The sequence below is a fragment of the Pseudundibacterium arcticum genome (genome assembly GCF_042646465.1).
GTDB classification, from domain to species: domain Bacteria; phylum Pseudomonadota; class Gammaproteobacteria; order Burkholderiales; family Burkholderiaceae_D; genus Undibacterium_A; species Undibacterium_A arcticum.
Genome location: NZ_JBHRTP010000054.1, coordinates 99,276 through 125,679, shown reverse-complemented (window position 1 = coordinate 125,679; position 26,404 = coordinate 99,276). Strand labels below are relative to the sequence as shown.

Annotated in this window: 26 protein-coding genes; 23 read left to right on the top strand and 3 right to left on the bottom strand. The window is 59.2% G+C overall.

Features of this window, described 5'->3' with window-relative positions; translation table 11 throughout:
* Positions 1 to 164: 164 nt before the first annotated feature.
* The 5 genes from ACFOFO_RS17055 (at position 165) to ACFOFO_RS17035 (ending at position 4,701) form a co-directional block, all read left to right on the top strand.
* Positions 165 to 1,316, top strand: a complete 1,152-nt coding sequence (locus tag ACFOFO_RS17055; RefSeq protein ID WP_390328156.1) for an ABC transporter substrate-binding protein — start codon at positions 165 to 167, stop codon at positions 1,314 to 1,316.
* Positions 1,317 to 1,477: 161 nt separating this feature from the next.
* Positions 1,478 to 2,359, top strand: coding sequence for a branched-chain amino acid ABC transporter permease (locus ACFOFO_RS17050; RefSeq protein WP_390325525.1), 882 nt, complete (start codon positions 1,478 to 1,480; stop codon positions 2,357 to 2,359).
* Between the two features lie 4 nt (positions 2,360 to 2,363).
* Positions 2,364 to 3,230: a branched-chain amino acid ABC transporter permease gene (locus tag ACFOFO_RS17045; protein WP_390328154.1), complete on the top strand. Its 867-nt coding sequence runs from the start codon at positions 2,364 to 2,366 to the stop codon at positions 3,228 to 3,230.
* Positions 3,230 to 3,991: an ABC transporter ATP-binding protein gene (locus tag ACFOFO_RS17040; protein WP_390325524.1), complete on the top strand. Its 762-nt coding sequence runs from the start codon at positions 3,230 to 3,232 to the stop codon at positions 3,989 to 3,991. The genes ACFOFO_RS17045 and ACFOFO_RS17040 overlap by 1 nt, the downstream gene beginning before the upstream one ends.
* Entirely contained in the window at positions 3,988 to 4,701 is a 714-nt protein-coding gene (locus ACFOFO_RS17035; protein ID WP_390325521.1) for an ABC transporter ATP-binding protein, read from the top strand. The genes ACFOFO_RS17040 and ACFOFO_RS17035 overlap by 4 nt, the downstream gene beginning before the upstream one ends.
* Positions 4,702 to 5,013: 312 nt before the next feature.
* On the opposite strand, the gene argH is transcribed toward ACFOFO_RS17035, so the two are convergent.
* Positions 5,014 to 6,408, bottom strand: coding sequence for an argininosuccinate lyase (gene argH, locus ACFOFO_RS17030; RefSeq protein ID WP_390332133.1), 1,395 nt, complete (start codon positions 6,406 to 6,408; stop codon positions 5,014 to 5,016).
* Between the two features lie 92 nt (positions 6,409 to 6,500).
* On the opposite strand from argH, the gene ACFOFO_RS17025 reads away from it, so the two are divergent.
* The 9 genes from ACFOFO_RS17025 to ACFOFO_RS16985 all read left to right on the top strand — a co-directional run bounded on the left by ACFOFO_RS17025 (position 6,501) and on the right by ACFOFO_RS16985 (position 16,042).
* Positions 6,501 to 7,583: a sensor histidine kinase gene (locus tag ACFOFO_RS17025; protein WP_390325519.1), complete on the top strand. Its 1,083-nt coding sequence runs from the start codon at positions 6,501 to 6,503 to the stop codon at positions 7,581 to 7,583.
* Positions 7,580 to 8,410 carry a LytR/AlgR family response regulator transcription factor gene (locus ACFOFO_RS17020; protein ID WP_390325518.1) on the top strand — a complete coding sequence of 277 codons (831 nt, stop codon included), beginning with the start codon at positions 7,580 to 7,582 and terminating at the stop codon, positions 8,408 to 8,410. The genes ACFOFO_RS17025 and ACFOFO_RS17020 overlap by 4 nt, the downstream gene beginning before the upstream one ends.
* Before the next feature lie 253 nt (positions 8,411 to 8,663).
* Positions 8,664 to 9,977, top strand: a complete 1,314-nt coding sequence (locus ACFOFO_RS17015) for a dicarboxylate/amino acid:cation symporter (RefSeq protein ID WP_390332131.1) — start codon at positions 8,664 to 8,666, stop codon at positions 9,975 to 9,977.
* 407 nt (positions 9,978 to 10,384) lie between these two features.
* Positions 10,385 to 11,350 (top strand): hydroxymethylbilane synthase, encoded by a 966-nt coding sequence (hemC, locus tag ACFOFO_RS17010; RefSeq protein ID WP_390328152.1) that lies wholly within the window; start codon positions 10,385 to 10,387, stop codon positions 11,348 to 11,350.
* A complete protein-coding gene (locus ACFOFO_RS17005) occupies positions 11,343 to 12,122 on the top strand; it encodes a uroporphyrinogen-III synthase (protein WP_390325515.1) in 780 nt (259 codons plus the stop codon). Before hemC ends, ACFOFO_RS17005 begins: the two co-directional genes overlap by 8 nt.
* Positions 12,119 to 13,315: a uroporphyrinogen-III C-methyltransferase gene (locus ACFOFO_RS17000; protein ID WP_390332129.1), complete on the top strand. Its 1,197-nt coding sequence runs from the start codon at positions 12,119 to 12,121 to the stop codon at positions 13,313 to 13,315. Before ACFOFO_RS17005 ends, ACFOFO_RS17000 begins: the two co-directional genes overlap by 4 nt.
* A gap of 24 nt (positions 13,316 to 13,339) precedes the next feature.
* Complete coding sequence (locus ACFOFO_RS16995) at positions 13,340 to 14,536, top strand: heme biosynthesis HemY N-terminal domain-containing protein (protein WP_390325513.1); 1,197 nt, start codon at positions 13,340 to 13,342, stop codon at positions 14,534 to 14,536.
* Positions 14,537 to 14,657: 121 nt separating this feature from the next.
* A complete protein-coding gene (gene ppa / locus ACFOFO_RS16990; RefSeq protein ID WP_390325511.1) occupies positions 14,658 to 15,206 on the top strand; it encodes an inorganic diphosphatase in 549 nt (182 codons plus the stop codon).
* A 497-nt stretch (positions 15,207 to 15,703) separates the two neighbouring features.
* Positions 15,704 to 16,042, top strand: coding sequence for a collagen-like protein (locus ACFOFO_RS16985; protein WP_390325509.1), 339 nt, complete (start codon positions 15,704 to 15,706; stop codon positions 16,040 to 16,042).
* A 258-nt stretch (positions 16,043 to 16,300) separates the two neighbouring features.
* Here ACFOFO_RS16985 and ACFOFO_RS16980 read toward each other — a convergent pair whose 3' ends face one another.
* Positions 16,301 to 17,185: an EamA family transporter gene (locus ACFOFO_RS16980; RefSeq protein ID WP_390325506.1), complete on the bottom strand. Its 885-nt coding sequence runs from the start codon at positions 17,183 to 17,185 to the stop codon at positions 16,301 to 16,303.
* Between the two features lie 175 nt (positions 17,186 to 17,360).
* Positions 17,361 to 18,518 carry a GNAT family N-acetyltransferase gene (locus ACFOFO_RS16975; RefSeq protein WP_390325505.1) on the bottom strand — a complete coding sequence of 386 codons (1,158 nt, stop codon included), beginning with the start codon at positions 18,516 to 18,518 and terminating at the stop codon, positions 17,361 to 17,363.
* Between the two features lie 31 nt (positions 18,519 to 18,549).
* Between ACFOFO_RS16975 and ACFOFO_RS16970 the strand changes: the two genes are divergently transcribed.
* The 9 genes from ACFOFO_RS16970 (at position 18,550) to ACFOFO_RS16930 (ending at position 26,341) form a co-directional block, all read left to right on the top strand.
* Positions 18,550 to 20,172 carry an NAD+ synthase gene (locus tag ACFOFO_RS16970; protein ID WP_390332125.1) on the top strand — a complete coding sequence of 541 codons (1,623 nt, stop codon included), beginning with the start codon at positions 18,550 to 18,552 and terminating at the stop codon, positions 20,170 to 20,172.
* 85 nt (positions 20,173 to 20,257) lie between these two features.
* A complete protein-coding gene (locus ACFOFO_RS16965) occupies positions 20,258 to 20,596 on the top strand; it encodes a P-II family nitrogen regulator (RefSeq protein WP_390325503.1) in 339 nt (112 codons plus the stop codon).
* Between the two features lie 763 nt (positions 20,597 to 21,359).
* Entirely contained in the window at positions 21,360 to 21,677 is a 318-nt protein-coding gene (flhD, locus tag ACFOFO_RS16960; RefSeq protein WP_390325501.1) for a flagellar transcriptional regulator FlhD, read from the top strand.
* 73 nt (positions 21,678 to 21,750) lie between these two features.
* Complete coding sequence (gene flhC / locus ACFOFO_RS16955; RefSeq protein WP_390325500.1) at positions 21,751 to 22,311, top strand: flagellar transcriptional regulator FlhC; 561 nt, start codon at positions 21,751 to 21,753, stop codon at positions 22,309 to 22,311.
* 113 nt (positions 22,312 to 22,424) lie between these two features.
* Positions 22,425 to 23,183, top strand: coding sequence for an SAM-dependent methyltransferase (locus tag ACFOFO_RS16950; RefSeq protein ID WP_390325497.1), 759 nt, complete (start codon positions 22,425 to 22,427; stop codon positions 23,181 to 23,183).
* A gap of 248 nt (positions 23,184 to 23,431) precedes the next feature.
* Entirely contained in the window at positions 23,432 to 24,292 is an 861-nt protein-coding gene (gene motA, locus ACFOFO_RS16945; protein WP_390325496.1) for a flagellar motor stator protein MotA, read from the top strand.
* A 58-nt stretch (positions 24,293 to 24,350) separates the two neighbouring features.
* The gene (gene motB, locus ACFOFO_RS16940; protein ID WP_390332123.1) at positions 24,351 to 25,289 is read left to right on the top strand and encodes a flagellar motor protein MotB; all 939 of its coding nucleotides are present in this window, start codon (positions 24,351 to 24,353) and stop codon (positions 25,287 to 25,289) included.
* A gap of 51 nt (positions 25,290 to 25,340) precedes the next feature.
* Positions 25,341 to 25,889, top strand: a complete 549-nt coding sequence (locus tag ACFOFO_RS16935) for a chemotaxis protein (RefSeq protein ID WP_390332120.1) — start codon at positions 25,341 to 25,343, stop codon at positions 25,887 to 25,889.
* Positions 25,890 to 25,975: 86 nt separating this feature from the next.
* On the top strand, positions 25,976 to 26,341 hold the full coding sequence (locus ACFOFO_RS16930; protein ID WP_390325491.1) for a response regulator: 366 nt from the start codon (positions 25,976 to 25,978) through the stop codon (positions 26,339 to 26,341).
* Positions 26,342 to 26,404 lie beyond the last annotated feature (63 nt).

The window sequence follows — 26,404 nt, the reverse complement described above, 5'->3', positions numbered from 1 at the left end:
CTTTCGGCACGAGAATTTGCCGACACCCGGAAGGACAGACCGCTGCCGCCACCCTGCGTGATAACGCTGGTCGACCCCGGAAGCTGTTCGGTTTGACGCATCGAACCACGGTATTCTTGCCGTTTCAAGGCAAGCATTTTTTTGACTCAGAGGACACAATGCACATGAAAATCAGTCTGAAAAAATTATCCTTCCTGTTATTGAGCGCAGGCCTGGCCAGCGCAACATTGGCGGCCGACCTCAAGATCGGCGTGGCCGAAGCATTGACCGGACCAGCCGCCAAGTATGGTGTCGCGATCAAGAACGGCTTCACGCTTGCCGCCGACGAAATCAATGCCAAGGGCGGTGTCAACGGCAACAAGCTGGCGCTGGTGGTCGATGACGAGCAGGGTAAAAAAGAAGAAGCGATCAACGTCTTCAAGAAACTGATTTTCCAGGACAAGGTGCTGATGATATTCGGACCGACCTTGTCGAACTCGGCGTTTGCCGCTGACCCCATCGCCAATGCCGCCAAGGTCGTCGTGTTCGGCACCAGCAATACCGCCGACGGTATCACCGCGATGGGCCCGTATACGTTCCGCAACTCGGTGATGGAGTCCGACGTGCTGCCCGTCACTACGCGCGCTGCTATCAAGCATTTCGGCATCAAGAAAGTCGCCGTGATTTACGGCAACGATGACGCGTTCACCAAGAACGGCTATGACGTCTTCAAGTCCACGCTCGACGCCCAAAAAATTGCGGTGACCAATACCGAAACCTACGCCAAGGGCGACGTCGACTTCAAGGCACAGCTGACCAAGATCAAGGCCTCCAATCCGGACGCGATCGTGTGCTCCTGCCTGGCAGAAGAAGCGGCCAACATCATCCTGCAGACCCGTACGCTCGGCATGAAGCAGCCGTTCATCGGCGGCAATGGCTTCAATTCGCCGAAGCTGTTTGAAATCGCCAAGGACGGCGCCGACAATACGGTGATGGGCAGCCCATGGTCGGCCGATAATTCGGCCGCTGCAAACAAGGCCTTCATCGCCGCCTACAAGGCGAAATTCAATGCCGATCCGGATCAGTTTGCAGCTCAAGCCTACGACGCGATGCATATCGTCACCGCAGCGCTGCAAAAGGTCACCATCACCGGCACGCTGGACAAGGATCGCCAAGCCCTGCGTGAGGCCTTGCCTGCTGTGAAATTTGACGGCGCGACCGGCAAATTCGCGTTCCGCCGCGCCGCCGCCAAGGATGGCAAGGAAGCCGGTTATGACGCGCAGCAGGATGCCATCGTCAATATCGCCAAGGGTGGCAAGTTCGTGCTGTTGAAGTAAGCTCAGCAAAGATGCAGGTGGTTGATCATTGCGCCGCCTGCAGTGCCAGCCTGGCGCCGCGAGCCGCGGTTTTGTACATCTGCCGGTCGCGACTCTCTCGTAATGTTGTGACGTCGAAGCCCGGTAAATTTGCCGGGCTTCGGCGATTTTTATGACCCAATATGCTTGAACAACAACTTATCAACGCGCTATCACTGGGCAGTGTCTATGCGCTGTTCGCTCTCGGTTTCACGCTGGTGTTCGGCGTGCTGGGCGTGATCAATCTGTCGCATGGCGCGATCTTCATGCTGGGTAGCTACGCCGCACTATTGCTGGTAGAGAAATTGGCGATGCCGCTCTGGCTGGCCATGCTGGCGGCGATGCTCGTGACCGGTCTGATCGGCCTGCTGGTCGACTATCTGGTGTTGAAGCCGCTGCGTGCACGCAATGCACCCCATCTGACGCCGATGATCGCCACCATTGGCGTTGCGATCCTGCTGACCAACCTGGCGCAGGGTTTGTTCGGCGCTGAAAACAAACGCTTCCCGTCCGGCACGATTCCCGAGCAAAGCATCACTATGGGCAATGTCCATGTCACCGCGGTGCAGATCGGCATCGTCGCCATTTCGTTCGCGCTGATGATGGTGTTGCTGGTCGTGATGCGGCGTACCCAACTGGGGCGGGCGTTGCGCGCCATTGCCGAATCGCCGAAGGCGGCCTATCTGCTCGGCATCAACGTTGAAGGCTTGTTCTATCTGACCTCATTTGCCGCTGCGGCGCTAGGCGGTGCGGCGGGCGTGCTGGTCGGCTTGTCGTTCAATGCGATTTCACCTTTCATGGGGCAACCGATGCTGCACAAGGGCATCGCCGTCATCATTCTGGGCGGCATGGGCGACATTCGCGGCGCGCTGATCGGCGGCCTGTTCCTCGGCTTTGCCGAGGTCTTGACGGTGGCCTATCTGTCCAGCGATTTTCGCGATGCGGTCGCGTTCGGATTACTGTTTCTGATTTTGTTAGTCAGGCCTTCGGGCATGTTTGGCAAAGTACTCGAAAGAAAGGCCTGACATGTTGGAATGGTGGGATGGCTTCTGGGCCACATATAACACGGTCGTGTTCAGCATCGGCGTCAACGCGATGCTGGCGCTGTCGATTTACCTGACACTGTCTTGCGGCTTGCTGTCGCTGGCGAATGCCGCCTTCATGGGCATCGGCGCTTATACCGCGGCGATGATCACGATGCACAGCGGGCTGCCGTTTCCGGTGGCGCTGATCGCGGGTGGCGTGTTGCCGGCGCTGGTGGCGGTGGTGATCGGGATTCCGACCCTGCGCCTGTCCGGCGTGTATCTGGCCATGGCGACTCTCGGCTTTGGCGAAGTGGTGCGTGTGATCGTGCTGAACCTGGACATCACCGGCGGTCCGATGGGCATTAACGGCATACCGCAAAAGACCGAGTGGTGGCATATCCTGTTAATCCTGCTGTTGACCCTCTACGTGCTGGCGCGGCTGCGCCGCTCCAAGGTCGGTCGCGCGTTCGAGGCGATCAAGGCCGACGAGGTGGCCGCGCGGCTGATGGGGGTGAACGTTCCGCGCTACAAGCTGCTGGCCTTCGTGCTCGGCGCAGTGATCGCAGGTGTGGCCGGTGGCTTGAATGCGCATTACACCTTCACCATCGGCGCCAATAATTATGCATTTGAGAATGCGGTCGACATCCTGACCATGGCAGTGTTCGGCGGCACCAGCAATCTGGTCGGGCCGGTGCTCGGTGGCGCGGTTCTGACGTTGTTGCCGGAACTGCTGCGCGGCCTGAACCAATACCGCTTGGCGGTCAATGGGCTGATCCTGATTCTCGTGATCCTTTATCTGCCCAAGGGCATGTGGGATCCGCGCCGCATACGCACATTCTGGAAACGCACTAAAGCTGGAAAGATCGCCTGATGTTGCAACTCACTAAAGTCAGCAAGAATTTTGGCGGTCTGCAGGTGCTGCAGGACGTCAGTTTCACCGTCCCGCACGGCAGCATTTTCGGCCTGATCGGACCGAACGGTGCCGGCAAAACCACCGTATTCAATCTGGTCACCGGCTTGTTGCGTGCGTCCGGCGGCGGCATCGAATTTAACGGACAGAATCTGGCCAACGTGCCGGCGCACCGGATTACCGAGCTCGGCATTGCGCGCACCTTTCAGAATATCCGCGTCTTCAAGGAAATGACGCTGCTGGAAAACGTGGTGGTCGGCATGCACGATCATCTTAATTACAGCGTCGTCAGTTCGGTCCTGAATCTGCCGTCGTACCGCCGCATGGAGGCCAAGGCGCGGGAACGCGCGCTGGAACTGCTGTCGTGGCTGCGGCTCGATCACAAATCGCACATGCTGGCCGACAGCCTGTCCTACGGTGAGCAGCGCAAGCTCGAATTTGCCCGCGCGCTGGCGACCGAACCGAAGTTGCTGCTGCTGGACGAGCCGGTTGCAGGCATGAATTCGACCGAAAAGTCCGAATTGATGGCCGAGATCGTCAACATCAAGCAGCGCGGCTTCAGCATCTTCCTGATCGAACACGATATGCGCTTCGTGATGGAATTGTGCGACAGGATCGCCGTGCTCAATTTCGGCCGCATCATCGCCGAAGGATCACCGGATCAGATCAAGAACAATCCGGAAGTGATCGAAGCCTATCTGGGCAAGGAAGAAGCGGCATGAGCGAGATTTTGCGTATCACCGATCTGGCCGTGTCCTACGGTCATATCGAGGCGGTCAAAGGCATCGACCTGGCGCTGAACCAGGGTGAAATCACGGCCCTGGTCGGCGCGAATGGCGCCGGCAAGAGCACCTCGCTGCTGGCGATTTCAGGCTTGCTGAAGCCGGTGCGCGGCCAGGTCATGCTCGATGGCGAAGACATCAGCAAACTGCCGCCGCACCGGATCGTGCAAAAAGGCGTAGTGCAGGTGGCGGAGGGACGCGCCATTCTGACCACGCTCAGCGTCCGGGAAAACCTCGACCTTGGCGCCTATGTTCGCTCCGACAAGGCGCAAGTGGAGCGCGATCTGGAGTGGGTGTTTACGCTGTTCCCGGTACTGAAAAACCGTGCTGCGGGTTTTGCCGGCAACCTGTCCGGCGGTGAGCAGCAGATGCTGGCCATCGGCCGCGCGCTGATGGCCAAACCGCGCGTGTTGTTGCTCGATGAGCCATCGATGGGGCTGGCGCCGCTGATGGTGCAGGAAATCTTCCGGGTCCTGACCGAAATCAATCGGACCGGCTTGACGATCTTGCTGGTCGAGCAGAATGTGCGCCAGGCCCTGCGGATTGCGCAGCGCGGTTATGTGCTGGAAAACGGGAAGATTGTGCTGGCCGATACCGGCGCCAATTTGCTGGGTAATCCCAAGGTGGTTGAGGCTTACCTGGGTGGGTAACCGGTAATGTCGATCGTTGGTGTTGATTTACGCACAAATTGACTGACGTCTATTCTCCGGCGAATTTACCTAAGTTGACCGGCGTTCCGTTAGGCCGCGGCATGAATGCAGTCCCTCAAGCGCCAAAGTATCGACAACAGGCCGCACACCGTTATCCGCCTAGAATCCTGTCGTCCCAGCCCTTCGGCAAGCTCAGGATAAACTGGCCTGCGGCCACGCTGGGACCCAGTGTCGTTAGCGTATCAATCGAGTTGAACTTTACATTGGGGACGGGCGCGCACCGACGCGCCTCAATCCCCATGTCTCAAAACATCAACCGAGCTGCGCCCGTACCCGCGCAATCGCTTTTCGCACCTGATTCGGCGCGGTGCCGCCGACATGGTCGCGCGCCGCGACCGATCCTTCCAGCGTCAGCACCTGAAACACATCGAGCTCGATCAGGTCGGAAAACTTGTGCATCTCGTCCAGCGTCAGGTCGGACAGGTCGCAACCCTTGTCGACGCAGACCCGCACCGCACGGGCGACCGCCTCGTGGGCGTCGCGGAACGGCAAGCCTTTCTTGACCAGGTAGTCGGCCAGATCGGTCGCCGTGGCGTAGCCCTGCAACGCCGCATCGCGCATGGCGGCTGGCTTGACCGTGATGCCGCCGGCCATGTCGGCGAAGATGCGCAAGGTGTCGGTCAGCGTGTCGACGGTGTCGAACAGCGGTTCCTTGTCTTCCTGGTTGTCCTTGTTGTAGGCCAGCGGTTGGCCCTTCATCAGGGTCAGCAGTGCGATCAGGTGACCGTTGACGCGGCCAGTCTTGCCGCGCGCCAGTTCCGGCACATCGGGGTTCTTCTTTTGCGGCATGATCGATGAACCGGTGCAGAAGCGGTCGGCGATATCGATGAAGCCGACGCGCGGGCTCATCCAGATCACCAGTTCTTCCGCCATGCGCGAAATATGCGTCATCACCAATGCCGCTGCAGCGCAAAATTCGATCGCGAAATCGCGGTCCGATACCGCATCCAGCGAGTTGTGGCAGACGTCGTCGAAGCCGAGCGTCTTGGCCACGCGTTCGCGATCGATCGGGAAGGTGGTGCCAGCCAGCGCGGCAGCACCCAGCGGCAGGCGGTTGACGCGTTTGCGGCAATCGGCCATGCGTTCGGCATCGCGGCCGAACATTTCGACGTAGGCCAGGATGTGATGGCCGAAGGTAATCGGCTGCGCCACTTGCATATGGGTGAAGCCGGGCAGGATGGTGTCGGCATGCTGTTCGGCCAGATCGACCAGCGCCAGCCGCAGATCCCGCAGCAGGCCGTTGATGTCGTCGATGGCGGCACGCACATACAGCCGGATGTCGGTCGCGACCTGGTCATTGCGCGAACGGCCGGTGTGCAGCCGCTTGCCAGCGTCGCCGACCAGTTCGGTCAGGCGTTTTTCGATATTCAGATGCACATCTTCCAGATCGAGCAGCCATTCGAACTTGCCGTCCGCGATTTCCGTGCGAATCTGTTCCATGCCGCGCTGGATATCGGCATAATCCTGGGCATCGATGATGTGTTGCGCCTGCAGCATTTCGGCATGCGCCAGCGAGCCTTCGATGTCGAACGGCGCCAGCCGCTTGTCGAAAAAGACCGACGCGGTGTAACGTTTGACCAGATCGGAAACCGGTTCGGAGAAACGTGCCGACCAGGCTTCGCCTTTTTTGGAGAGTTGTGCTGTCATAATTGGATCCCTGTGAATTGCACGATTATAAAACATGGCCAACGTCCCGGCACCGCTTCAGCATTAATGACCTATTGATACAAGCCGATTAAATGAAGCTGCCCCCCGCCGACCGCAAGAAACTGCCGTTCGACTGCATCATTCCCGATTGCTGCAATATCGGCATGATTTTGCGCACGCTGCTGGCGGTCAACGTCGCGGTATTGGCCGCGGTCTTGACGAATGTCCGCGGTTTGCTGGCCGGTTTGATCGATTTCGTCGAATCGTCGATGCTGCTGGAGCTGGCCAGCCTGATGTCGCTGGTGGCGCTGTGCGGCGTCCGGCGCGGCCTGCTGCAGATGCAGCTGATACCGAAACTGTCGCTGTGGGCACAGCGCGCCTTGTGCGCGCTGGTGCCTGCCACCGTGACCGGGCTGCTGATTCATTTATTATCGGGTTTTGACTGGTTTTCGACGAGTTTTACGCACCTGACGGTGTCCGAAGGAGTAGTGGTGTCCAGCCTGTTCGGTCTGGTGCTGCAGCATTATTTCGAATTGCGGGCGCGCGCATTTTCGCCGGCCTTGTCCGAGGCGCGCTTGCAGGCGTTGCAAGCGCGAATCCGCCCGCATTTTCTTTTCAATAGCCTGAACGCGGTGCTGTCGCTGATCCGGACCGAACCACGCCGCGCCGAGACCACGCTGGAAGACCTGGCCGACCTGTTCCGGGTCCTGATGCGTGATACGCGCAACATGACCACACTGGACGAAGAAATTCGGCTGTGCAAGCAGTATCTGGCGATAGAAAAAATCCGGCTCGGCGCACGGCTGCAGGTAGAGTGGGATACCGCCAATATCAGCGACGAGGTGATCGCCAAGGCCCAGATCGCGGCGCTGATGCTGCAGCCATTGCTGGAAAATGCGGTGCGCTACGGCATTGAACCGTCGCGCGAAGCGGCACTGATACGGGTTCAGCTGAGCCGTTCGCTGGACCGGATCGAAATCGTGGTCGCCAATCCAGTGCATGGCGAATCCTCGGCACTGGCCGGCAACCAGATGGCGCTGCAGAATATCCGTGAACGGCTGGCGTTGTTGTACGATGTCGAGGCACAACTGACAGCGAGCAGCGTACAAGGCCAATTTGAAGTGCGTCTGCGTTTTCCTTATGTAAAGGTCGGCGGCCCGACCTCGATAGTATGAATCCCTTGCGACTATTCATCGTGGACGACGAGACGCCGGCGCGCGACCGGCTCAGGATGCTGCTGTCCGATATCGCGCCGGACTGCCCGCATCAGCTGGTCGGCGAAGCAGATAACGCGCAAGCGGCGCTGGACGGCATCGCCGCCACGACGCCGGATATCGTGCTGCTTGATGTGCAGATGCCCGGCATGACCGGCATCGAGCTGGCGGCCCATATCGGGAAACAGGCCGGCCCGCCCGTCATCATTTTCATCACCGCTTACGACCATTACGCGCTGAAGGCATTCGAGGTGCATGCGCTCGACTATCTGTTGAAGCCGGTGCGCGCCAGCCGCCTGAACGATGCAATCGCCCGCGCCGGTGAACGCCGAGCCCAGAGCCAGACCTCAAGCTCAATGGCCGCTAACAATACGACTGCCAATACTGTTGTGAATACTGCTGCGAACACTGCGCTGCTGCCGGCCGGACGCCAGTATTTTTCGGTACAGGAGCGCGATCGCCTGTTGCTGGTGCCGGTGGCCGACGTGTTGTATCTGAAGGCGGAACTGAAGTACGTCACGCTGCGCACAAAAATGCGCGACTACCTGATCGAGGAATCGCTGGTGTCGATTGAAGAAAGCCTGGGCGCGATTTTTGTCCGGGTCCACCGCAATGCGCTGGTCGCGCGCAATGCAATCATTGGCGTCAATCGCGGTGCGCATGCGGTCGATGGCGACGGTGAACCGGACAAGGTGCAGGAATCGTGGGAAGTCATCCTGCGCGACGTCGACGAGCGGTTGCCCATTTCGCGCCGCCAGTGGCCGGTGGTGAAGGCCTTGGTGCGATAGCCAGGCCAGGCTGGGGGGCGAAATATTGCCGTTGGGGAATTCTTCTAGCAGCGCTCCAGCCTGGCGCCTGAAGATTGATCTTGCGCAACCTCTGCGCAATGCGGAAATCCACAATTACGTCCGACACGCTCATGCGCCCACAATAGCGCTGAATTTGCGATTTAAGTCATCATTAATACCTTGAGCCGGATGTGACGCGAGCACGTGGACCGTCTTGCAATGGCGCTCAAGGACAATAAAACGGAGAGCAGCAATGAGCAAAAAGCCGATCTATCAATCCCTGTATGTGCAAGTGCTGACCGCGATCGTCATTGGTGTCGCGCTGGGCTATTTTTATCCCGACACCGGGGCCGCGATGAAGCCCTTGGGCGATGGCTTCATCAAGCTGATCAAGATGATCATCGCACCGATCATTTTCTGTACCGTGGTAGTCGGCATTGCGGGTATGGAGGACATGAAAAAAGTCGGCAAGACCGGCGGCCTGGCGCTGCTGTATTTTGAAGTCGTCAGCAGCATCGCGCTGATCGTCGGCCTGACCCTGGTCAATCTGGTGCAACCCGGTGCCGGCATGAACATCGACGCGGCCAGCCTCGATACCAAGGGCATCGCGGCCTATACCGGCCCCGGCAAGATGCAGGGCACAACCGAATTTCTGCTCAATATCATTCCGTCGAGCGTGATCGACGCCTTTGCCAAGGGCGAAATTCTGCAAGTGCTGTTGTTCGCGATCCTGTTCGGCTTCGCGCTGCATAAGTTTGGCGGCAGGGGCACGCTGGTATTCGACATGGTCGAAAAAGTCTCACACGTGCTGTTTTCGATCGTCGCGATCATCATGAAGGTCGCACCGATCGGTGCCTTCGGCGCGATGGCTTTCACCATCGGCAAGTACGGCCTCGGATCGTTGCTGTCGCTCGGCAAATTGATGGGAACGTTCTACCTGACCTGCCTGCTTTTCATCTTTGTTGTGCTTGGCATCATCGCAAGGCTGCATGGTTTCAGCATTTGGAAATTCATCAAATACATCAAGGAAGAATTGCTGATCGTGCTCGGCACCTCGTCGTCGGAGTCAGTGCTGCCGCGCATGATGGTCAAGATGGAAAACCTGGGTGTGCGCAAGTCGGTGGTCGGTCTGGTGATCCCGACCGGTTATTCGTTCAATCTGGACGGCACCTCGATCTATCTGACGATGGCGGCCGTATTCATCGCACAGGCCACCAATACGCCGATGACCTTGACGCAGCAGATCACCTTGCTGGCGGTGTTGCTGCTCACTTCCAAGGGGGCGGCCGGCGTGACCGGCAGCGGCTTCATCGTGCTGGCGGCGACGCTGTCGGCGGTCGGCCATGTGCCGGTGGCCGGACTGGCGTTGATTCTCGGGATCGACCGTTTCATGTCGGAAGCGCGGGCGCTGACCAATCTGGTCGGCAACGGCGTCGCCACCGTGGTAGTTGGCAAATGGACCGGCGATCTTGACAGCGACCGAATGCGTCGGCATTTAAACGGCGAGGTGGTGGAGGAGCCGGAACAGGAACTGGATCGGGTCGAACAGCATTTACCGGCGCAGTGATTCCATCGCGCTGTTGGGGGTGGCAGGATGCCAAAATGCACCTTGCCATGCTCCCAATTTGACATGTTTTGCGGGAGTATGTGCAAAATATGCGCTTCTCCCGCAGGTGTTCTGGCGGGGTTGAAAAATACACGGTGCAGTATATATGTTTCGGGATTTGACCTTGTGATCCGGTATGCGAGTTGAAATCAGGAGAATCGTTGGCGACACGCGCTTCGCAGCCCCGGACGCCCTGTAGACACGTCCGCTCCCGCCCATGAGCGGCGACGGCAGCATGATAAAATCGATGCTTGTTTACACAGCGATACGGGCTTGAAATTCCACTGAAACTGCGCGCCGGTGCACTTGCCGGACGCCAAGCAGCTGGTGGCAAGCCCGGCCGCAACGCCCATCCGAAAGAGCCCGTTTTGAAAGCACCCCATCCCACCAAGTTGGTGATCGCCTCGCGCGAAAGCCGCCTCGCCATGTGGCAGGCCGAACACGTGCGTGCACAACTGGCGGCGTTATACCCGCAATGCCAGATAGAAATCCTCGGCATGACCACGCGCGGCGACCAGATTCTCGACCGCACGCTATCCAAGGTCGGCGGCAAAGGCCTGTTCGTCAAGGAACTGGAACTCGCGATCGCGGACGGTCGTGCCGATCTGGCGGTGCATTCGCTCAAGGATGTGCCGATGGACCTGCCCGCCGGCTTCGTGCTGGCGGCGATGCTGGAGCGCGAAGATCCGCGCGATGCGTTCGTGTCCAATGATTACGACAGTCTCGACGCGCTGCCGCCAGGCGCGGTGGTCGGCACCAGCAGCCTGCGCCGTCAGTCGCTGATCGCGGCGCGCTATCCGCACCTGGTGATACGACCCTTGCGCGGTAATCTCGACACCCGTCTGGCCAAGCTCGATCGCGGCGAATATGCGGCGATCATCCTGGCAGCGGCCGGTCTCAAACGGCTCGGCCTGCCGCAACGGATCCGGGCGCTGCTGTCGCCCGAGCAAAGCCTGCCGGCTGCCGGTCAGGGCGCGATGGCGATTGAAATTCGCACCGGTCGCGACGATCTGCACGCTTGGTTGGCGCCGCTGAATCATCTGGCGACCGAGCGCGCAGTGCAGGCCGAGCGCACCGTGTCGAAAGTGTTCGGTGGCAGTTGCCAGGTGCCGCTGGCCGCGTTCGCTACCGTCGATGGCGACCAGATGCGCTTGCGGGCGATGGTCGCGACGCCGGATGGCCTGCGAATGGCGACGGCAGATGTGCGCGGCGCTGCCGATGCGCCCGATGCCTTGGGCCGGCAAGTGGCCGATGCGCTGAAGAACCAGGATGCGGCGGCGATTCTGGCTTCTTGCGTGACCGAGTCCGGCGCGGACACCACGCCGGATGCCTAGACCGGTCGTCATTACGCGGCCGCTGGCGCAGGCCGGTGCGTTCGCGCGTCAAGTCGCCGCGCTGGGACGAGAGGCGATCGTATTTCCGTTGCTCGAAATCCATCCATTGTCCGATCCTGCGCCGCTACAGGCCGTACTGGCCGCACTGGCTGATCAATCGCATTATGCGCTGGTCGCGTTTGTCAGCCCGAATGCGATTGACGCCTGCTTCGCCCATCTGCCGCGCTGGCCGGACGGTGTCGCGCTGGCGGTGGTCGGCGAGGGCAGCCGGTTGGCGCTCGCGGCGCATGGGGTGACCGATGCCAATGCGACCATTTACCGGCCGGTTGACGCGGCGCGCAGCGATTCCGAATCCTTGCTGGAAGTGCTCGATCTGGACGCGTTGCGCGGACGCGAGGTGCTCATCATCCGCGGTGAAAACGGGCGCGAGCTGTTGGGCGATGCGTTGCGCGCGGCCGGGGTTCGGGTGACGCAGGTAGCAGGCTATCGGCGCACCGCGCCGCTGCTGGACGCTGCGTCGCAACGCCAACTGCGGCAATTGATCGACAGCGACAACGACTGGATCGTGACCAGTTCCGAAGCGCTGCGCATCCTGCACCAGATGACGGAGCGATATTGCGGCGCCGACAGCGTGGCAAAATTGCAACAGCAACAATTGATCGTGCCCCACGCCCGCATTGCAGAAACCGCGCAACAGTTGGGTTTTCAACATATCACGCGCAGTGCTTCGGGCGACGAATCACTACTTGCCGCGTTACAATCCGACACATGAATGAATTGCCAACATCGTCGCCAACATCCCCCGACAGCAATGGGCCGATCAGCCCGGCTGTCCGCCCGGCGCAGCAGTCTGCCGCACCGACTGCGCCCGCTTATCCTCCCGCTTATATCAAATCGAATGAACCGATGAGCCAATCCCTGCAAAAACCGCTGATGCTGGCGGTGGTCGTGCTGGCCGCGCTGCTGGCCGGCCAATGGTGGACGTCCCGCTCCGAAATCAGCTCGCTGCGCGAAGAAATGGCGCGGCGCCTGCAGAACGGCGACGCCAGCAATACCGAAACCAAGGTACTGGCGAAGGCGGTACAGGAGGGCAACAAGGAGCTGCAGGCCAAGGTCAGCGTGCTCGAAAACAAGCAGACGGAAGCGCAGAGCCAGCAGCTGGCGCTCGAGCAGCTATATCAGGACCTGTCGAAAAATCGCGACGAATGGGCGCTGGCCGAGATCGAACAAGTGCTGTCGACCGCCAGCCAGCAGCTGCAACTGGCCGGCAACGTGCAGGGCGCGCTGATCGCATTGCAAAATGCCGACCGCAGCCTGTCGCGTTCGGACAAGCCGCAATTCATCACGATCCGGCGCGCGATCGCCAAGGACACCGATAAGCTGAAGGCCTTGCCGACCCTGGATTTGACCGGCATCGCGCTGCGTCTGGATAGCGTGATCAGTCAGATCGACACGCTGCCGCTGCTGTCGGATGAAAAACCGACCTTGCCGGCGACCCAGCCGAAGGCGCCGCTGCGCATTCTGCAGAAAAAAGGCAGCAAGCCGGCTTCGGTCGCCAGCGCAGCGGAGGCGTCGACACCGGACTGGCAAAGCAAACTGGAAGATAAATGGCAGAGCATCTCGAGCGAGATGTGGAATGAGGTTCGGCAGCTGATCCGTGTGCGCACCGTCGACACGCCGGATGCGCTGTTACTGTCGCCATCGCAGGCTTACTATGCGCGCGAGAACCTGAAGCTGCGGCTGCTGAACGCACGGCTGGGTCTATTGTCACGCAACGAATCGGCGTTCCGCAGCGACATGATCGCGGCGCAGGATGCGATTTCGAAGTATTTCGACACCCGCGCCAAACAAACGCAAACGGCGCAGGCGCTGCTCAAGCAGGTTCAGGCCAGCAATCTGTCGATCGAGATGCCGACGCTGAACGACAGCCTGAATGCGGTGCGCAACTACAAAGCGAAGCCTTAAACTGTCACATCCCAACTAATCACCATGCGCATTTTTCTCTGGCTGTTCGCCTTGTTCGCCGCTGCCATCGGCACCGCAGTGTCGGCCCGCTTCAACCCCGGCAACGTGGTGCTGTTCTACCCGCCATACCGGGTCGACCTGTCGCTCAATTTCTTCCTGTTGTTGCTGGTCCTGCTGTTCGTGCTGGTGTATGTCGTGGTTCGTGCGGTCCGCACCACCCGCAGAATGCCGGCGCGGGTCGCCGCCTATCGCCAGCAAAAGCGCGAGCGCGAAGGCAACAAGGCATTGCGTGAGTCCTTGAAGGCGCTGTTCGAAGGTCGTTTCGGTCATGCCGAAAAGGCCGCCAAACGCGCCACCGACCTGCCGGAAAACGCCGGGCTGGCCGGATTGATCGGTGCCCGCGCCGCGCATGCGATGCGGCAACTGGACCGGCGCGACGGCTGGCTGTCCAAGGTGCAGGCCGACCTCAGCTTGAAAACCGCCAGGCTGATTACGCAAACCGAATTGCTGGTCGACGACCACCAGTCCGAGCAAGCGCTGGACGCGGTCAAGGAATTGAACGCCAGCGGTACCCGGCACATCCATGTGCTGCGCTGGGCGCTGAAAGCCAATCAGCAAGCCAAGAACTGGACCGAAGTGCTACGTCTGGTGAAGTCGCTCGACAACCATCGCGCACTGCATCCGGCGCTGTCACGTCGCCTGCGCGAGCTGGCATACGAGGACTTGCTGGCAGGACGCGAGCACGACGCCGAATCGATCCGTCGGGTCTGGCAAACCATCCCGACCGAAGACCGGGTCCGACCGTTTGTCGCCAACCATGCCGCAGTCGCATTCAACTCGCGCGGTCTGCATGACGAGGCGCGGACGGTCGTGGAGACAGCGCTGATTGCCGATTGGGATGAGCGCTTGGTCAGGGCGTATCGCGAATCGGCCGGTGCCGAAGGATCGGCGGCGCTGCTGGCCCAGATCGAGCATTGCGAAGTCTGGTCCAGACAGCGCCCGACCGATGCCGAACTGGCGCTGACACTGGGCAGCCTGTGCCTGAAACAAAAATTATGGGGCAAGGCGCAGCGCCACCTGGAACAGGCGCTGTCCGATGCGATCGAGCCGGCCACGGTGCGCGAAGTCCACCTGAAGTTGGCGCAACTGCACGATGCGCTGAACCAGCATGAAGCAGCTGCCGCACACTACCGCCAATGCGCGCTTGCCACGATATTATAGGCCGGGGCACGGACGATAGCACCACCATCGATCCGAGATTATGCTGCACTGCGCAATTTGAGGCCGAAAATCGCTATAATTGCGCGTCACGAAAAAATTCCAAGCAAACTGAGAAAACACCATGAGCTTAAATAAAGTCCCTTCCGGCCGCGACCTGCCGAACGATTTCAATGTGATCATCGAGATCCCGATGAACGCCGATCCGATCAAGTATGAAGTCGACAAGGAATCCGGCGCGATTTTCGTCGATCGCTTCATGAGCACCGCGATGCACTATCCGTGCAACTACGGTTATGTGCCGCACACCATCGCCGGCGATGGCGATCCGGTCGACGTGCTGGTGATTACACCGTTCGCGCTGTTGCCCGGTGTGGTGGTGCGCTGCCGCCCGATCGGCGTGCTGAAGATGACCGACGAGGCTGGCGAAGATGCCAAGGTGCTGGCAGTGCCGGTCGACAAGATCCTGTCGATCTACAGCCACTGGCAAAAGCCGGAAGACATGAACGAATTGCGCCTGCGTCAGATCCAGCATTTTTTTGAGCATTACAAAGATCTGGAGCCGAACAAATGGGTCAAGGTGGAAGGCTGGGAAGGTCCCGATGCCGCGCGCGCCGAGATTCTGGCCGGGGTGGACGCCTATGCCAAGGCAGCTGAAAAGCCCAGCTTCTAAGATCGGTTTTGCAACGAATGCATGAAAAAGGCGCACCACGGTGCGCCTTTTCTTATTCCTGGCCAATGTCCAATGACCAATGTACGAACCTTCCTGTGCATGGGGCAGGCTCACAGTGGGGCCAGCATTGCTCCTTGCCTGCGCGACCCGATATTGCTGCAGCGTTTTCCGTAGTCTTGCGCCACCCTCTTGTGCGGCCCGCAGTGTGATGCGCACGCCATCTGCCGCGCGCACCCCATACACCCTGCAGATAAACCTCGCTATGTGCGCCAGCGTACTGAATCGGCCGAGCAGTTCGCGTAGCCTCATCGGTAATCGTCACCCGCCGACAGCAGGTACGCCCGTGGTTAATGGTGCGGGTCAGCGGCGGATGCGACCTTGCCGTAGCGATGGCCTGATCTGCCGACGCTGAACATTGTCGCCAGAAACTGATCAAATCTGGGTGACTGCTCACAATAACGTGGGTAGTTCTCGTTAGTAACATAAAGGAAATCACCATGAAGAATTCGAAACTGTTTGCAGCAGTACTGGCGACGCTTGCATTGGGTGGATGCCTTACGCTTCCCGCGGGTCCGGCCGGACCGCAAGGCGCGGCCGGCGGCACCGGCGCAACCGGTGACACCGGCGCGACCGGATACACCGGCGCAACCGGTCACACCGGCGCGACCGGTACCACCGGCGCAACCGGAGGCACCGGCGCAACCGGAGATACCGGCGCAACTGGATACACCGGCGCGACCGGAGGCACCGGCGCAACCGGTAGCACAGGTCCAAAAGGAAACACGGGCGCAAAAGGAACCACATCCGGCGACACCGTCGTGATTGTGCCTAAGTAACCCCGGGGCGAACCTTGGTTTGGACCTTACGGGTTCGCCAAATTATCTATGAAATTATGCATGCAGCTGGGCAACCTTGGATGCTGGTCCAACGGCAGCCAGGATTCGGTTATCCGGTTAACGCCCGGAGATGGCGAGAACGCCCGGCATTGATTTAATCCGGTTCCATCCCAGGTGTTTCACCTGAGACGGCCAACGGGTTGCAAGCTCAGGGGTGTAGCCCAAATTGTCACCGAGTTTGAGCCCACATCCGCCCCGTCACTTGACCGCCCAGCGCCGGACCAGCGCGATGCGCGCGCCGAACTGGTTCAGCAGCAGGCCGCTCAGCACCAGCATGCCGGCCGCGATTTTCCACCACTGCAGCGGTTCGCCCAGCACGATCGCGGCGCTGACCATGCCCGCCACCGGCACCAGCAGCGAGAACGGAGCGATGGTGGCGGTGGGATAGCGGCGCATCAGCATCGACCAGATGCCGAATCCGAGGATCGTGTTCGGATACGACTGGAACAGCACGGTGGCGACCGACAACCAGTTCATCTGCGCGGCGGCGGCGACCCAACTCGCCGGTCCCTCAACCAGCAGTGACGCCAGGATCAGCGGTGGCGACGCGATCAACGAGGCCCATACCACCAGCGCCAGCGGATTGACCTTGATCATGCGCTTGGTGAAGATATTCGCTACGCCCCAGCAGAAGCCGCCGGCCACCACCAGCAAGAAACCGATCACGGTCGCTTTCGCTTCCAGATGCATCGCCACCAGCGCCATGCCACACAAGGCGATCAGTGCGCCGATCAACTGGGTGACCACCGGCCGCTCGCCCAGCACCAGCACCGCCAGCCCGATCGTGAAGAAGGCCTGCAGCTGGATCACCAGCGACGCCAGGCCGGCCGGAAAACCGAGCTTCATGCCGGTAAACAGCAAGGTGAACTGCAGCGCAAACTGGAACATGCTGTAGCCGATCAGCAGCTTCCATGGGATCTGCGGGCGTTTGATGAAGAACACCAGCGGCAGGGCGGCGAACACGAAGCGTAATGCGGTAAACAAGATCGGTGGCAAGCCCTGCAGGCCAAGCTTGATGACGACGAAATTGAAGCCCCAGATGCAGACGACGCACAGAGCGATCAGGATATCGGTGGGTTTCATGGATGGGGGACCAATCGGAGCGTGACGAATGAGTGGGATTGGGTATCGACAGCGGTAAGGGCGTAAAGGCCAATACTTGAGAGTATTTTCAAAGCCGCAATAAAATAAGCCGAGTTGGGCTCATTTTTTACCATACTGGGGATGAGTATTGGATGTGGTCGAGACATGCGAAGGTTCAGTCTCGGCTCTTGAACGGGTTGCGTTCGTTCAGCTCGTCGATATAGGCGGCGATGCCGCCGCTTTCGCGCTCCAGGAAGCGCTCGATCGCATCGGCGAATGCCGGATGGGCCAGCCAGTGGGCCGACCAGGTCTTTTGCGGCAGAAAGCCGCGCGCCATCTTGTGTTCACCCTGGGCGCCGCCTTCGAAGCATTGAATCTGGTTGGCGATACAAAATTCCAGCGGCTGATAGTAGGCGGTTTCGAAATGAAGGCAGGGCAGATATTCCTGCGCGCCCCAATAGCGCCCGTACAGCACCTGGTCGGTATGGATCAGTAGCGAGGAAGCGATCGGCTTGCCTGCGCGCTCGGCGATGATCAACAAGATATTCTGCGGCATGGCGCGGCCGATACGCTGGAAGAAGTCGAGGTTCAGGTAGGGCGTCGAATGATGGGCCGCATAGGTGTCGGCGTAGCAGCGGTAAAAGAAGCGCCAGTCGGCGTCAGTCGCATCAAAGCCGCGCACATGCCGAAACGACACCCCGGCTTGTTGCACCTTGCGCCGTTCGGCGCGGATATTTTTGCGCTTCTTGTGTTCCAGCGTCGCCAGAAAATTGTCGAAGCTGGCGTAGCCGGCATTGAGCCAGTGGAACTGCACGCCGCTGCGCAGCATGAAGCCGGCCGCCTGCAAGGCTTGGGCCTCCTGTTCCGGTGGATACAGGATGTGGGTCGATGAAAATTCGTTGCCCTGTTGCAGCGCCGTCAGTGCCTTGATCAGCGCGCGCCGTGCCGCATCGTTGCGCGCCAGCAGGCGCGCGCCGCTGACCGGTGTGAACGGGATCGCCGACAGCAGTTTTGGATAGTATTCGAGGCCGTTGCGCTGGTAGGCGTCGGCCCAGGCCCAGTCGAACACGTATTCGCCATACGAATGGGATTTGACATACAAGGGCAGCGCCGCTTCCAGGCTTTCGGGTTCGCCAGCGCCGCTGTCGCGCCAAAGCGTCAGGAACTGCGGCTGCCAGCCGGTGTCCGCTGCCGCGCTGCCCGATTCGTGTAGCGCATGCAAAAACGCAAACGACAAAAACGGATTGGCATCGGCTTGCGTGGCCAGCAGCGCATCCCATGCGGACTGGCCGATCTGTGACAGAGAAGAGTCGATTCGCGTGCGATAATTCATTCAGTAGATTCTTCAAACAAAAGACGCCGCCATGACAGTCAAAGTCGCCATCGCTCAAATCAACAGTACCGTCGGTGATCTCGCCGGCAACCGCGCAAAAATCCTGGACTACGCCCGCCGCGCCGCAGCGCAGGGCGCCGATGTCGTATTGACGCCGGAATTGTCGCTGGTCGGCTATCCGCCGGAAGATTTGCTGCTGCGTCAGGCATTTTACGCAAAAACCGCACACACGTTTGACGCGCTCATGGCGGATCTGGCCGCGTTGCCCGAACTGCGAGACCTGCACGTGGTAGTCGGCCATCCGATCCTGCGCGACGGCAAGCGCTTCAATGCCAGTTCGGTGATCGTCAACGGCAAGCTGCTGGGCACCTATTGCAAGCACGAATTGCCGAACGACACGGTATTCGACGAGAAACGCTATTTTTCGTCGGCGGACCAGCCCTTGGTATTCGACGTCAAAGGCGTCAGATTCGGCCTCAATATCTGCGAAGATACCTGGTTCCCGCACGCGCCAGCCCGTGCGCGCGCCGCTGGGGCACAGGTGTTGCTGGTGCCGAATGGCTCGCCGTACCACATGAACAAGCTGTATCTGCGCTTCAACACGATGCGCGACAACGTGACCGCGCAGGGCATGTCGGTGGTGTATGCGAATCTGGTCGGCGGTCAGGATGAGCTGATCTTTGACGGCAATTCATTTGTGATGGACCAGGATGGCGATATTTGTGCGCACTTGAAGCATTGTGAAGAGGATTTGCAGGTCGTCGAATTTGACGCCGGTACACCACGCCGCATCGCGCTCGGCGACGAATTGCCGATCGAGGCGCAGGTATATCAGGCCCTGGTGTTGGGGGTGCGCGATTACATCGGCAAAAACGGTTTTCCCAGCGTGCTGATCGGCCTGTCCGGTGGCGTCGACTCGGCGCTGACGCTGGCGGTGGCGGTCGATGCGCTCGGCGCGGACCGGGTCAGGGCGGTGATGATGCCGTCGCCTTACACCGCCGAGATCTCATGGGTCGATTCGCGCGACATGGTGAAGCGGGTCGGCGTCCGCTATGATGAAATCCCGATCAGCGATTGTTTCCAGGCGTTTCGCACTACGCTGGCGGCCGACTTTGCCGGCCTGCCGGAAGACGCAACCGAAGAAAATATTCAAGCCCGGATCCGGGGCACCATCCTGATGGCGCTGTCGAACAAGCACGGCGCTATCGTACTGACCACCGGCAACAAGAGCGAGATGGCGGTCGGCTACTGTACGCTGTACGGCGACATGGCCGGCGGTTTCGCGGTGATCAAGGACATTGCCAAGACATTGGTATACCGCCTTTGCGCTTACCGCAACCAGATTTCGCCGGTGATCCCGGAGCGTATCCTGACCCGCGCACCATCGGCCGAGCTGCGGCCGGATCAGACTGACCAGGACTCCTTGCCGCCCTACGAGGTGCTGGACGCGATCATGCAGAGGTATATGGAAGAAAATCAGGGCATCGCCGAGATTCTGGCCGCCGGATATCGGCCGGAAGACGTGGAGCGCGTGACCCGCCTGATCAAGATCAACGAATACAAGCGCCGCCAGTCGCCAGTCGGTATCCGTGTCACGCATCGCGGTTTCGGGCGTGACTGGCGTTATCCGATTACGTCGAAGTTTCGCGAATAGCTTGCCGGACACAGATAATAATGGCCAAGCCGATTGGGCCTCCGCCGACACACGCTGTACAGATTCAACCTAGAGGGGAATTTCCATGAAACAAGTGACCGCCATCATCAAACCGTTCAAGCTCGACGAAGTTCGTGAAGCCTTGGCCGAAGTTAACGTTACCGGCCTGACCGTGACCGAGGTCAAGGGCTTCGGCCGCCAAAAAGGTCATACCGAGTTGTATCGCGGCGCCGAATATGTGGTCGATTTCCTGCCGAAGGTCAGGATCGAGGTGGTGATCGATGACAATGTGGCCGAACTCGCGGTCGAAGCGATCATCAAGGCGGCACGCACCGGCAAGATCGGCGACGGCAAGATCTTCGTACAGAATATCGAACAGGTGATCCGGATTCGCACCGGCGAGACCGGGCCGGAAGCTGTTTAATCATCACCGAATCGTGCGGCAGGGCAGGCGATTGCTGCATCGATCCTGATTTCAGGGGCATCTCTATAAGCTAATTTGTCGTCCCAGCCCTTCGTCAAGCTCAGGATAAACTGGCCTACGGCCACGCTGGGCCCGTGCGAGGGGCATCGCACTTTATTTGCGCCAAGACGCACCTTGTCCTTCGTTTAGCCCTATAACGACGTGTTTCCTGCAATGTCCCACTAACGGTGCGTGACGAAAGGCGCTGGGTTCCAGCGTCCGCTGGCACGAGCCGGCTGCTGAATTGATAGATGCGGTCGCAAATTATTTCCACATTTTTTTGCGAACACCCTAAAGTTCTCTCGTTTCCGGTCGCTAATTAGGGGCAGACGCGGATTTGCAATAATTTGTAAATTTATTTTGCACCCCCCCTAAAGTTCTGCAAACTGCGTTCGTTACCTGATGTAGACGCATCGATAGCACCCATACTCGCCAATTTTATTGCCGAATATGCACCAAAGTTCCTGCAGCTTCGCCGGTAAAAATGCAGGCAATGGCCAATATTGCCATTTCATTAGTTACCGGCTTGATCCCATTGCGCGCCATTCTTGGTGCGTGCCAGCACACGTTAGGCGTTTGTAAGACAAACGCCTACGCTTGTGTCGTCCCTATGCCGGACAAAAAATACAGATTCCTGCCTATTTCTTTCATTTGCGGCGAGCTTCAGAATCTATCTCACTGGCAACGCGAATATCGCGCCAGATACAACGAGATGGAGAGAGACATGACTGCGAGCGATATGATGGCCGAAATACGCGACGCCAACTTGAGTTACCTGATGCTGGCGCAGCAGATGATCCGTTCCGATAAGGCGACTGCCATCTTCCGCCTCGGCCTCAGCAAAGACATTGTCGACCTGATCGGCGGGATGAGCACGGCCCAGATTCTGAAGCTGGCCGGCGGCAACATGATGCTGACGCGTTTCCGCTTCGACGACAGCGCGATACTTGGCATTCTGACAAATAATAACAAGGATCGCGCTTTGGCCCAGTCGCACGCGGCGATCCTGATGGCCGGTCAGCCGGTCGAAGAAATCGTGTAATTGGCAGCCAGCTCCGTCAAAAAATACTCGTCAAGTCACACCCGTAAATAATCAGTCGGTAAGAGGTAAGCGCATGGCGAAGAAAAGCGTGGTGACGGAAGCCCAGGAAATTCGGCTTGCCATCGAACTGATCAATCTGGGTGCGCGTTTGCAGTTGCTGGAAACTGAAACCTCGTTATCACGCGAACGATTGCTGAAGCTGTACAAGGAACTCAAGGGCGTGTCGCCTCCGAAGGGAATGCTGCCGTTTTCGACGGACTGGTTCGTTACCTGGCAGCCGAATATCCATTCTTCGGTGTTCATCGACATCCATAAATACCTGGTCGAGCATGCTGGCATTTCGGGCATCGAAGCGATCATAAAGGCTTACAAGCTGTATCTGGAACAGGTGCCGCCGGTGGTCAACGACGAACCGGTCCTGTCACTGACCCGTGCCTGGACCCTGGTGCGGTTTTTCGACAGCAAGATGCTAACGACGGCGTCTTGCAGCAAATGCCGCGGTCATTTTGTGGTGCATAGCTTCGATCTGCATCATGACTATGTCTGTGGCTTGTGCCATATGCCTTCGCGCGCCGGCAAGACCAAGAAAAGCAGGGATGCACTGGCCGTCGCCGCAGAAGCGGTAATCGCCTGATCACGCCAGCTGCATCCATGTCCAAGGCTGCTGCCTGACATCGCGTCAATCCACCGCTGCCACTGCACGTGTCTCCAGTTAATCCGGCCAAACAACCGTTTCGGTCACGCTCCATGTTGCAACAACCGGCCGTTCAGGCATTGCTGATCCAGTTGGTGACGCTGCCGCTGACTTTGCTGGTGGTCAAAGGCGTGATGGCGTTCATCGACTGGCATGCTGCCGTTGTCGTAGTCATCGGCGCCGTGCTGCAGGGCGCGATTGCGGCGTCGCTCGCGCGTTGGCGCCGCCTGGCGCCATGGTGGTTGTGGATTCAGTTACTGTTCCCGATCGCCTTGCTGGCGACTCTCGCACTGCAGATACCATCCTGGATTTTTCTCGCGGCCTTCTTGTTGTTGCTCGGCGTGTACTGGACCATCTTCCAGACCCAAGTCCCATTTTATCCATCCGGCGCAGCGACCTGGCAGGGCGTGGCCGGCTTGTTGCCGCCTGACCGGCCGGTGCGCGTCGTCGACGTCGGCAGCGGTCTCGGCGGGCTGGTGCTGTATCTCGCTGCCGTACGTCCGGACAATGAGGTCACCGGAATCGAATTGGCTCCGTTGCCATGGCTAGTCAGCGTCTTGCGGCGACGGATCGCCAGCAGCCGCGCCGAGTTCCTGCGAGGCGACTATGGGGCGCTCGACTTTGGCCAATACGATGTGGTTTTTGCATACCTGTCGCCGGCCGCGATGCCCGCGTTGTGGGACCAGGCACGTGCGCAGATGCAGCCCGGCAGCTTGCTCTTAAGTTGTGAATTTGTGGTGGATGGCGTCGTGCCTGACATGTGTGTCAGGCCAGGGGACGGTGGACCAGTGCTCTACGGCTGGCGCTTCTAAGTGTTGCCGGGTGCGCCAGGCGACGCACGGTGATGTGCATAGTGCGTTTAATCACTTGCCCCAAGGTAATTCTCACGTTATTGTTACCGGCGTCGAATGCACTTCCCATTTTGTTTTGAAGGCCGGCTTTTCGCACTGTATTCGGCCATTTGCATATCTGGTTGTGTATTACCCTAGGGACAGTTTGGCCCTGCCCATTCACGCTGGGATTGCACCCGCATCCCATCATTACAACCGGAGTTGTAATCTTGTTAGTCATTTTTGGATATCTGGTCGTCATTGGCTCGGTTTTTGGCGGCTTCGCGCTCGGCGGTGGGCATTTGGGGTCGTTGTTGCAGCCAGTTGAGTTGCTGATGATCGGCGGTGCGGCAGCTGGGGCTTTTCTGGTTGGCAATAACGGCAAGGCCATCCGGGCCACGCTGAAGGCAATGCCGACGCTCCTGCACGGTTCGAAGTACAGCAAGGCCCTGTACATGGAATTGATGTCGCTGCTGTTCGAGGTATTGGGCAAGGTGCGCAAGGAAGGTCTGATGTCGATCGAAGGCGATATCGAAGCGCCTAAAGAAAGCCCGCTGTTCAGCAAATATCCCGGCGTACTGGCGAACCATCACGTGGTCGAATTCATGACCGACTATCTGCGCCTGATGGTATCCGGCAACATGGACGCCTTCCAGATCGAAAACCTGATGGATAACGAAATTGAAACCCATCACCATGAAGGTGAGGTGCCTGTGCACTGCATTGCCAAACTGGGCGATGCGATGCCGGCTTTCGGTATCGTCGCGGCCGTGATGGGGGTAGTGCATACCATGGCGTCGGTCGGCATTCCGCCGGCGGAGCTGGGTATCCTGATCGCGAACGCGCTGGTCGGCACCTTCCTTGGCATTCTTCTGGCGTATGGCTTCGTCGGACCCTTGGCCAGCTTGCTGGAGCAAAAACTGCAGGAGTCCACCAAGATGTTTCAATGCGTCAAGGTCACGCTGCTGGCCAGCCTGAACGGCTATGCGCCGGCACTGGCAGTCGAATTCGGCCGCAAGGTTTTGTATTCGACCGAACGGCCGACGTTTGGCGAGCTGGAAGATCACATCAAGCAATCGAAGGCCAGATAAATCGGCGCCACCCAGGCATGTAAACAGATAAGCAGATAAGCGGATAAGCAGGAACGACATGGCTGATGAAGGGCTGCGCCCAATAATCGTCAAACGCATCAAGAAGAACGCTGGTGCTCATCATGGTGGCGCGTGGAAGATCGCCTACGCTGATTTCGTGACGGCCATGATGGCGTTTTTTCTGTTGATGTGGCTGCTCGGCTCGACCTCGAAAGGCGATCTGAACGGTATTGCCGAGTATTTCCAGACGCCACTGAAGGTCGCGATGTCGGGCGGTTCCGGTAGCGGCGACAGTTCGAGCGTCATCCCAGGCGGCGGCCGCGATCTGACCCGCAAGGACGGTCAGCAGAAAAAGGGCGATGACGTTCAGAAAAAAAAGAGCTATGACCTGAAGGCGGCACAGGCGGAGCTGGAACGGGCCGAAGCAAGCCGCCTGAAGACGCTGAAAACGAGGATCGAAGGCGCGATCGACGGTAACCCGACGCTCAGGTTGTACAAGAAGCAGCTGCTGCTCGATATCACTAGTGAAGGCCTGCGCGTCCAGATTGTCGATGAACAGAATCGGCCGATGTTTGCGCTGGCCAAGGCCGAATTGCAGCCTTACACCAAAGAGATTTTGCACGAGATCGGGGTGGCGCTGAATGATGTGCCGAACCGGATCAGCATCTCCGGTCATACCGATTCTGCCAGCTATTCCAATGGCGACAAGGGTTATAGCAATTGGGAACTGTCGGCGGACCGTGGCAACGCCTGCCGTCGCGAACTGGTCGCCGGCGGCATGAGCGAGGCCAAGGTATTGCGCGTGGTTGGCCTCTCTTCCGCGGTGCTGTTTGACGAGCAGGATCCGCTCAATCCGGTCAATCGTCGCATCAGCATCATTGTGATGAACAAGAAGGCGGAAGAATCCGCCGTCAACGATGCCGGCACGGTCGCCGTGTCGGGCGAATCGGAGATCAGGCAGGAAGTGGTTGGTGCAGTTGGGGCGATCAAGAAATAATCGCATGCACTCGTTTTTCATTGTGACTTGACCAGCAAGAGGATGTCTTCCATGCCAGGCAAAAAATTGCTCGGGTCGCAGGTAAAACATTTGTTATCCGGCGTCTCGGATCATGGCTTGCAGCACCTGGCCGAGGTCGAAACCGACCTGGTTCAAACGGCGTTGTTGCTGGGCGAGGCAATCGAAAAACTCGGCGCCAGTTTTATCGCGATTCATGCCGCCGTAACGGCCCAGCACGAAACGATAGACCTGCTGCTGTCGGGCCAGACCCCGGCTGCCGACTACGAGGCAAAACTGAAGAAGGTACAAGGCGAGATCGGCAATCATGTCAATGCCGCCGTGACCGGATTGCAGTTTCAGGACCTGACCAGTCAGCTGATCGACCGAACCGTGCGACGGGTCGCCGGCTTGCGCGAATTTCTCGGCACCCTCGGCTCGGGCGGTGCCGGCATGTTCGAGGACAGCGACAGCGAACAGGTCACGCAACTGCTCAGCCGGATCAATGAGGCATTGGCAGTACAGCATCTGCAACTGAAAGGCGTTTTGCACAAGGCGGTGCAGCAGAATGACATGGGCAGCGGCGCCATCGAGTTGTTCTGACAGGCGCGCATGATGCCAGGCCGTGAGTGGTAGCGAAATAATTAAGAATGGGCATCCAGCCCGAAACCGGAAATAGTGGAGCAACGATGGCCAAGACAATACTCGCGGTGGATGATTCAAGCTCGCTGCGGCAGATGGTGGCGTTCAGCCTGAAGGCGGCTGGTTATCAGGTAATTGAAGCGGTCGACGGCCAGGATGGGCTGGAGAAGGCCAGAAATCAGACCGTCGATCTGGTGCTGACCGATCAGAACATGCCGCGCATGGATGGACTGTCGCTGATCAGGCAGTTGCGCGGCATGGCCAATTATCAAAAGGTGCCGATCCTGATGCTGACCACCGAGTCCGGCGATGAGATGAAGGCGCAGGGCAGGTCCGCCGGCGCTAATGGCTGGCTGGTCAAGCCTTTCGATCCGCAGCGCCTGATCGAGGTAGTCAAGAAGGTCATCGGCTAGCGGGGAACTGCCCTGCGACGTCGGGTACCGGTTACGGCGGCGAGCAAGACAGAGAACAAATCA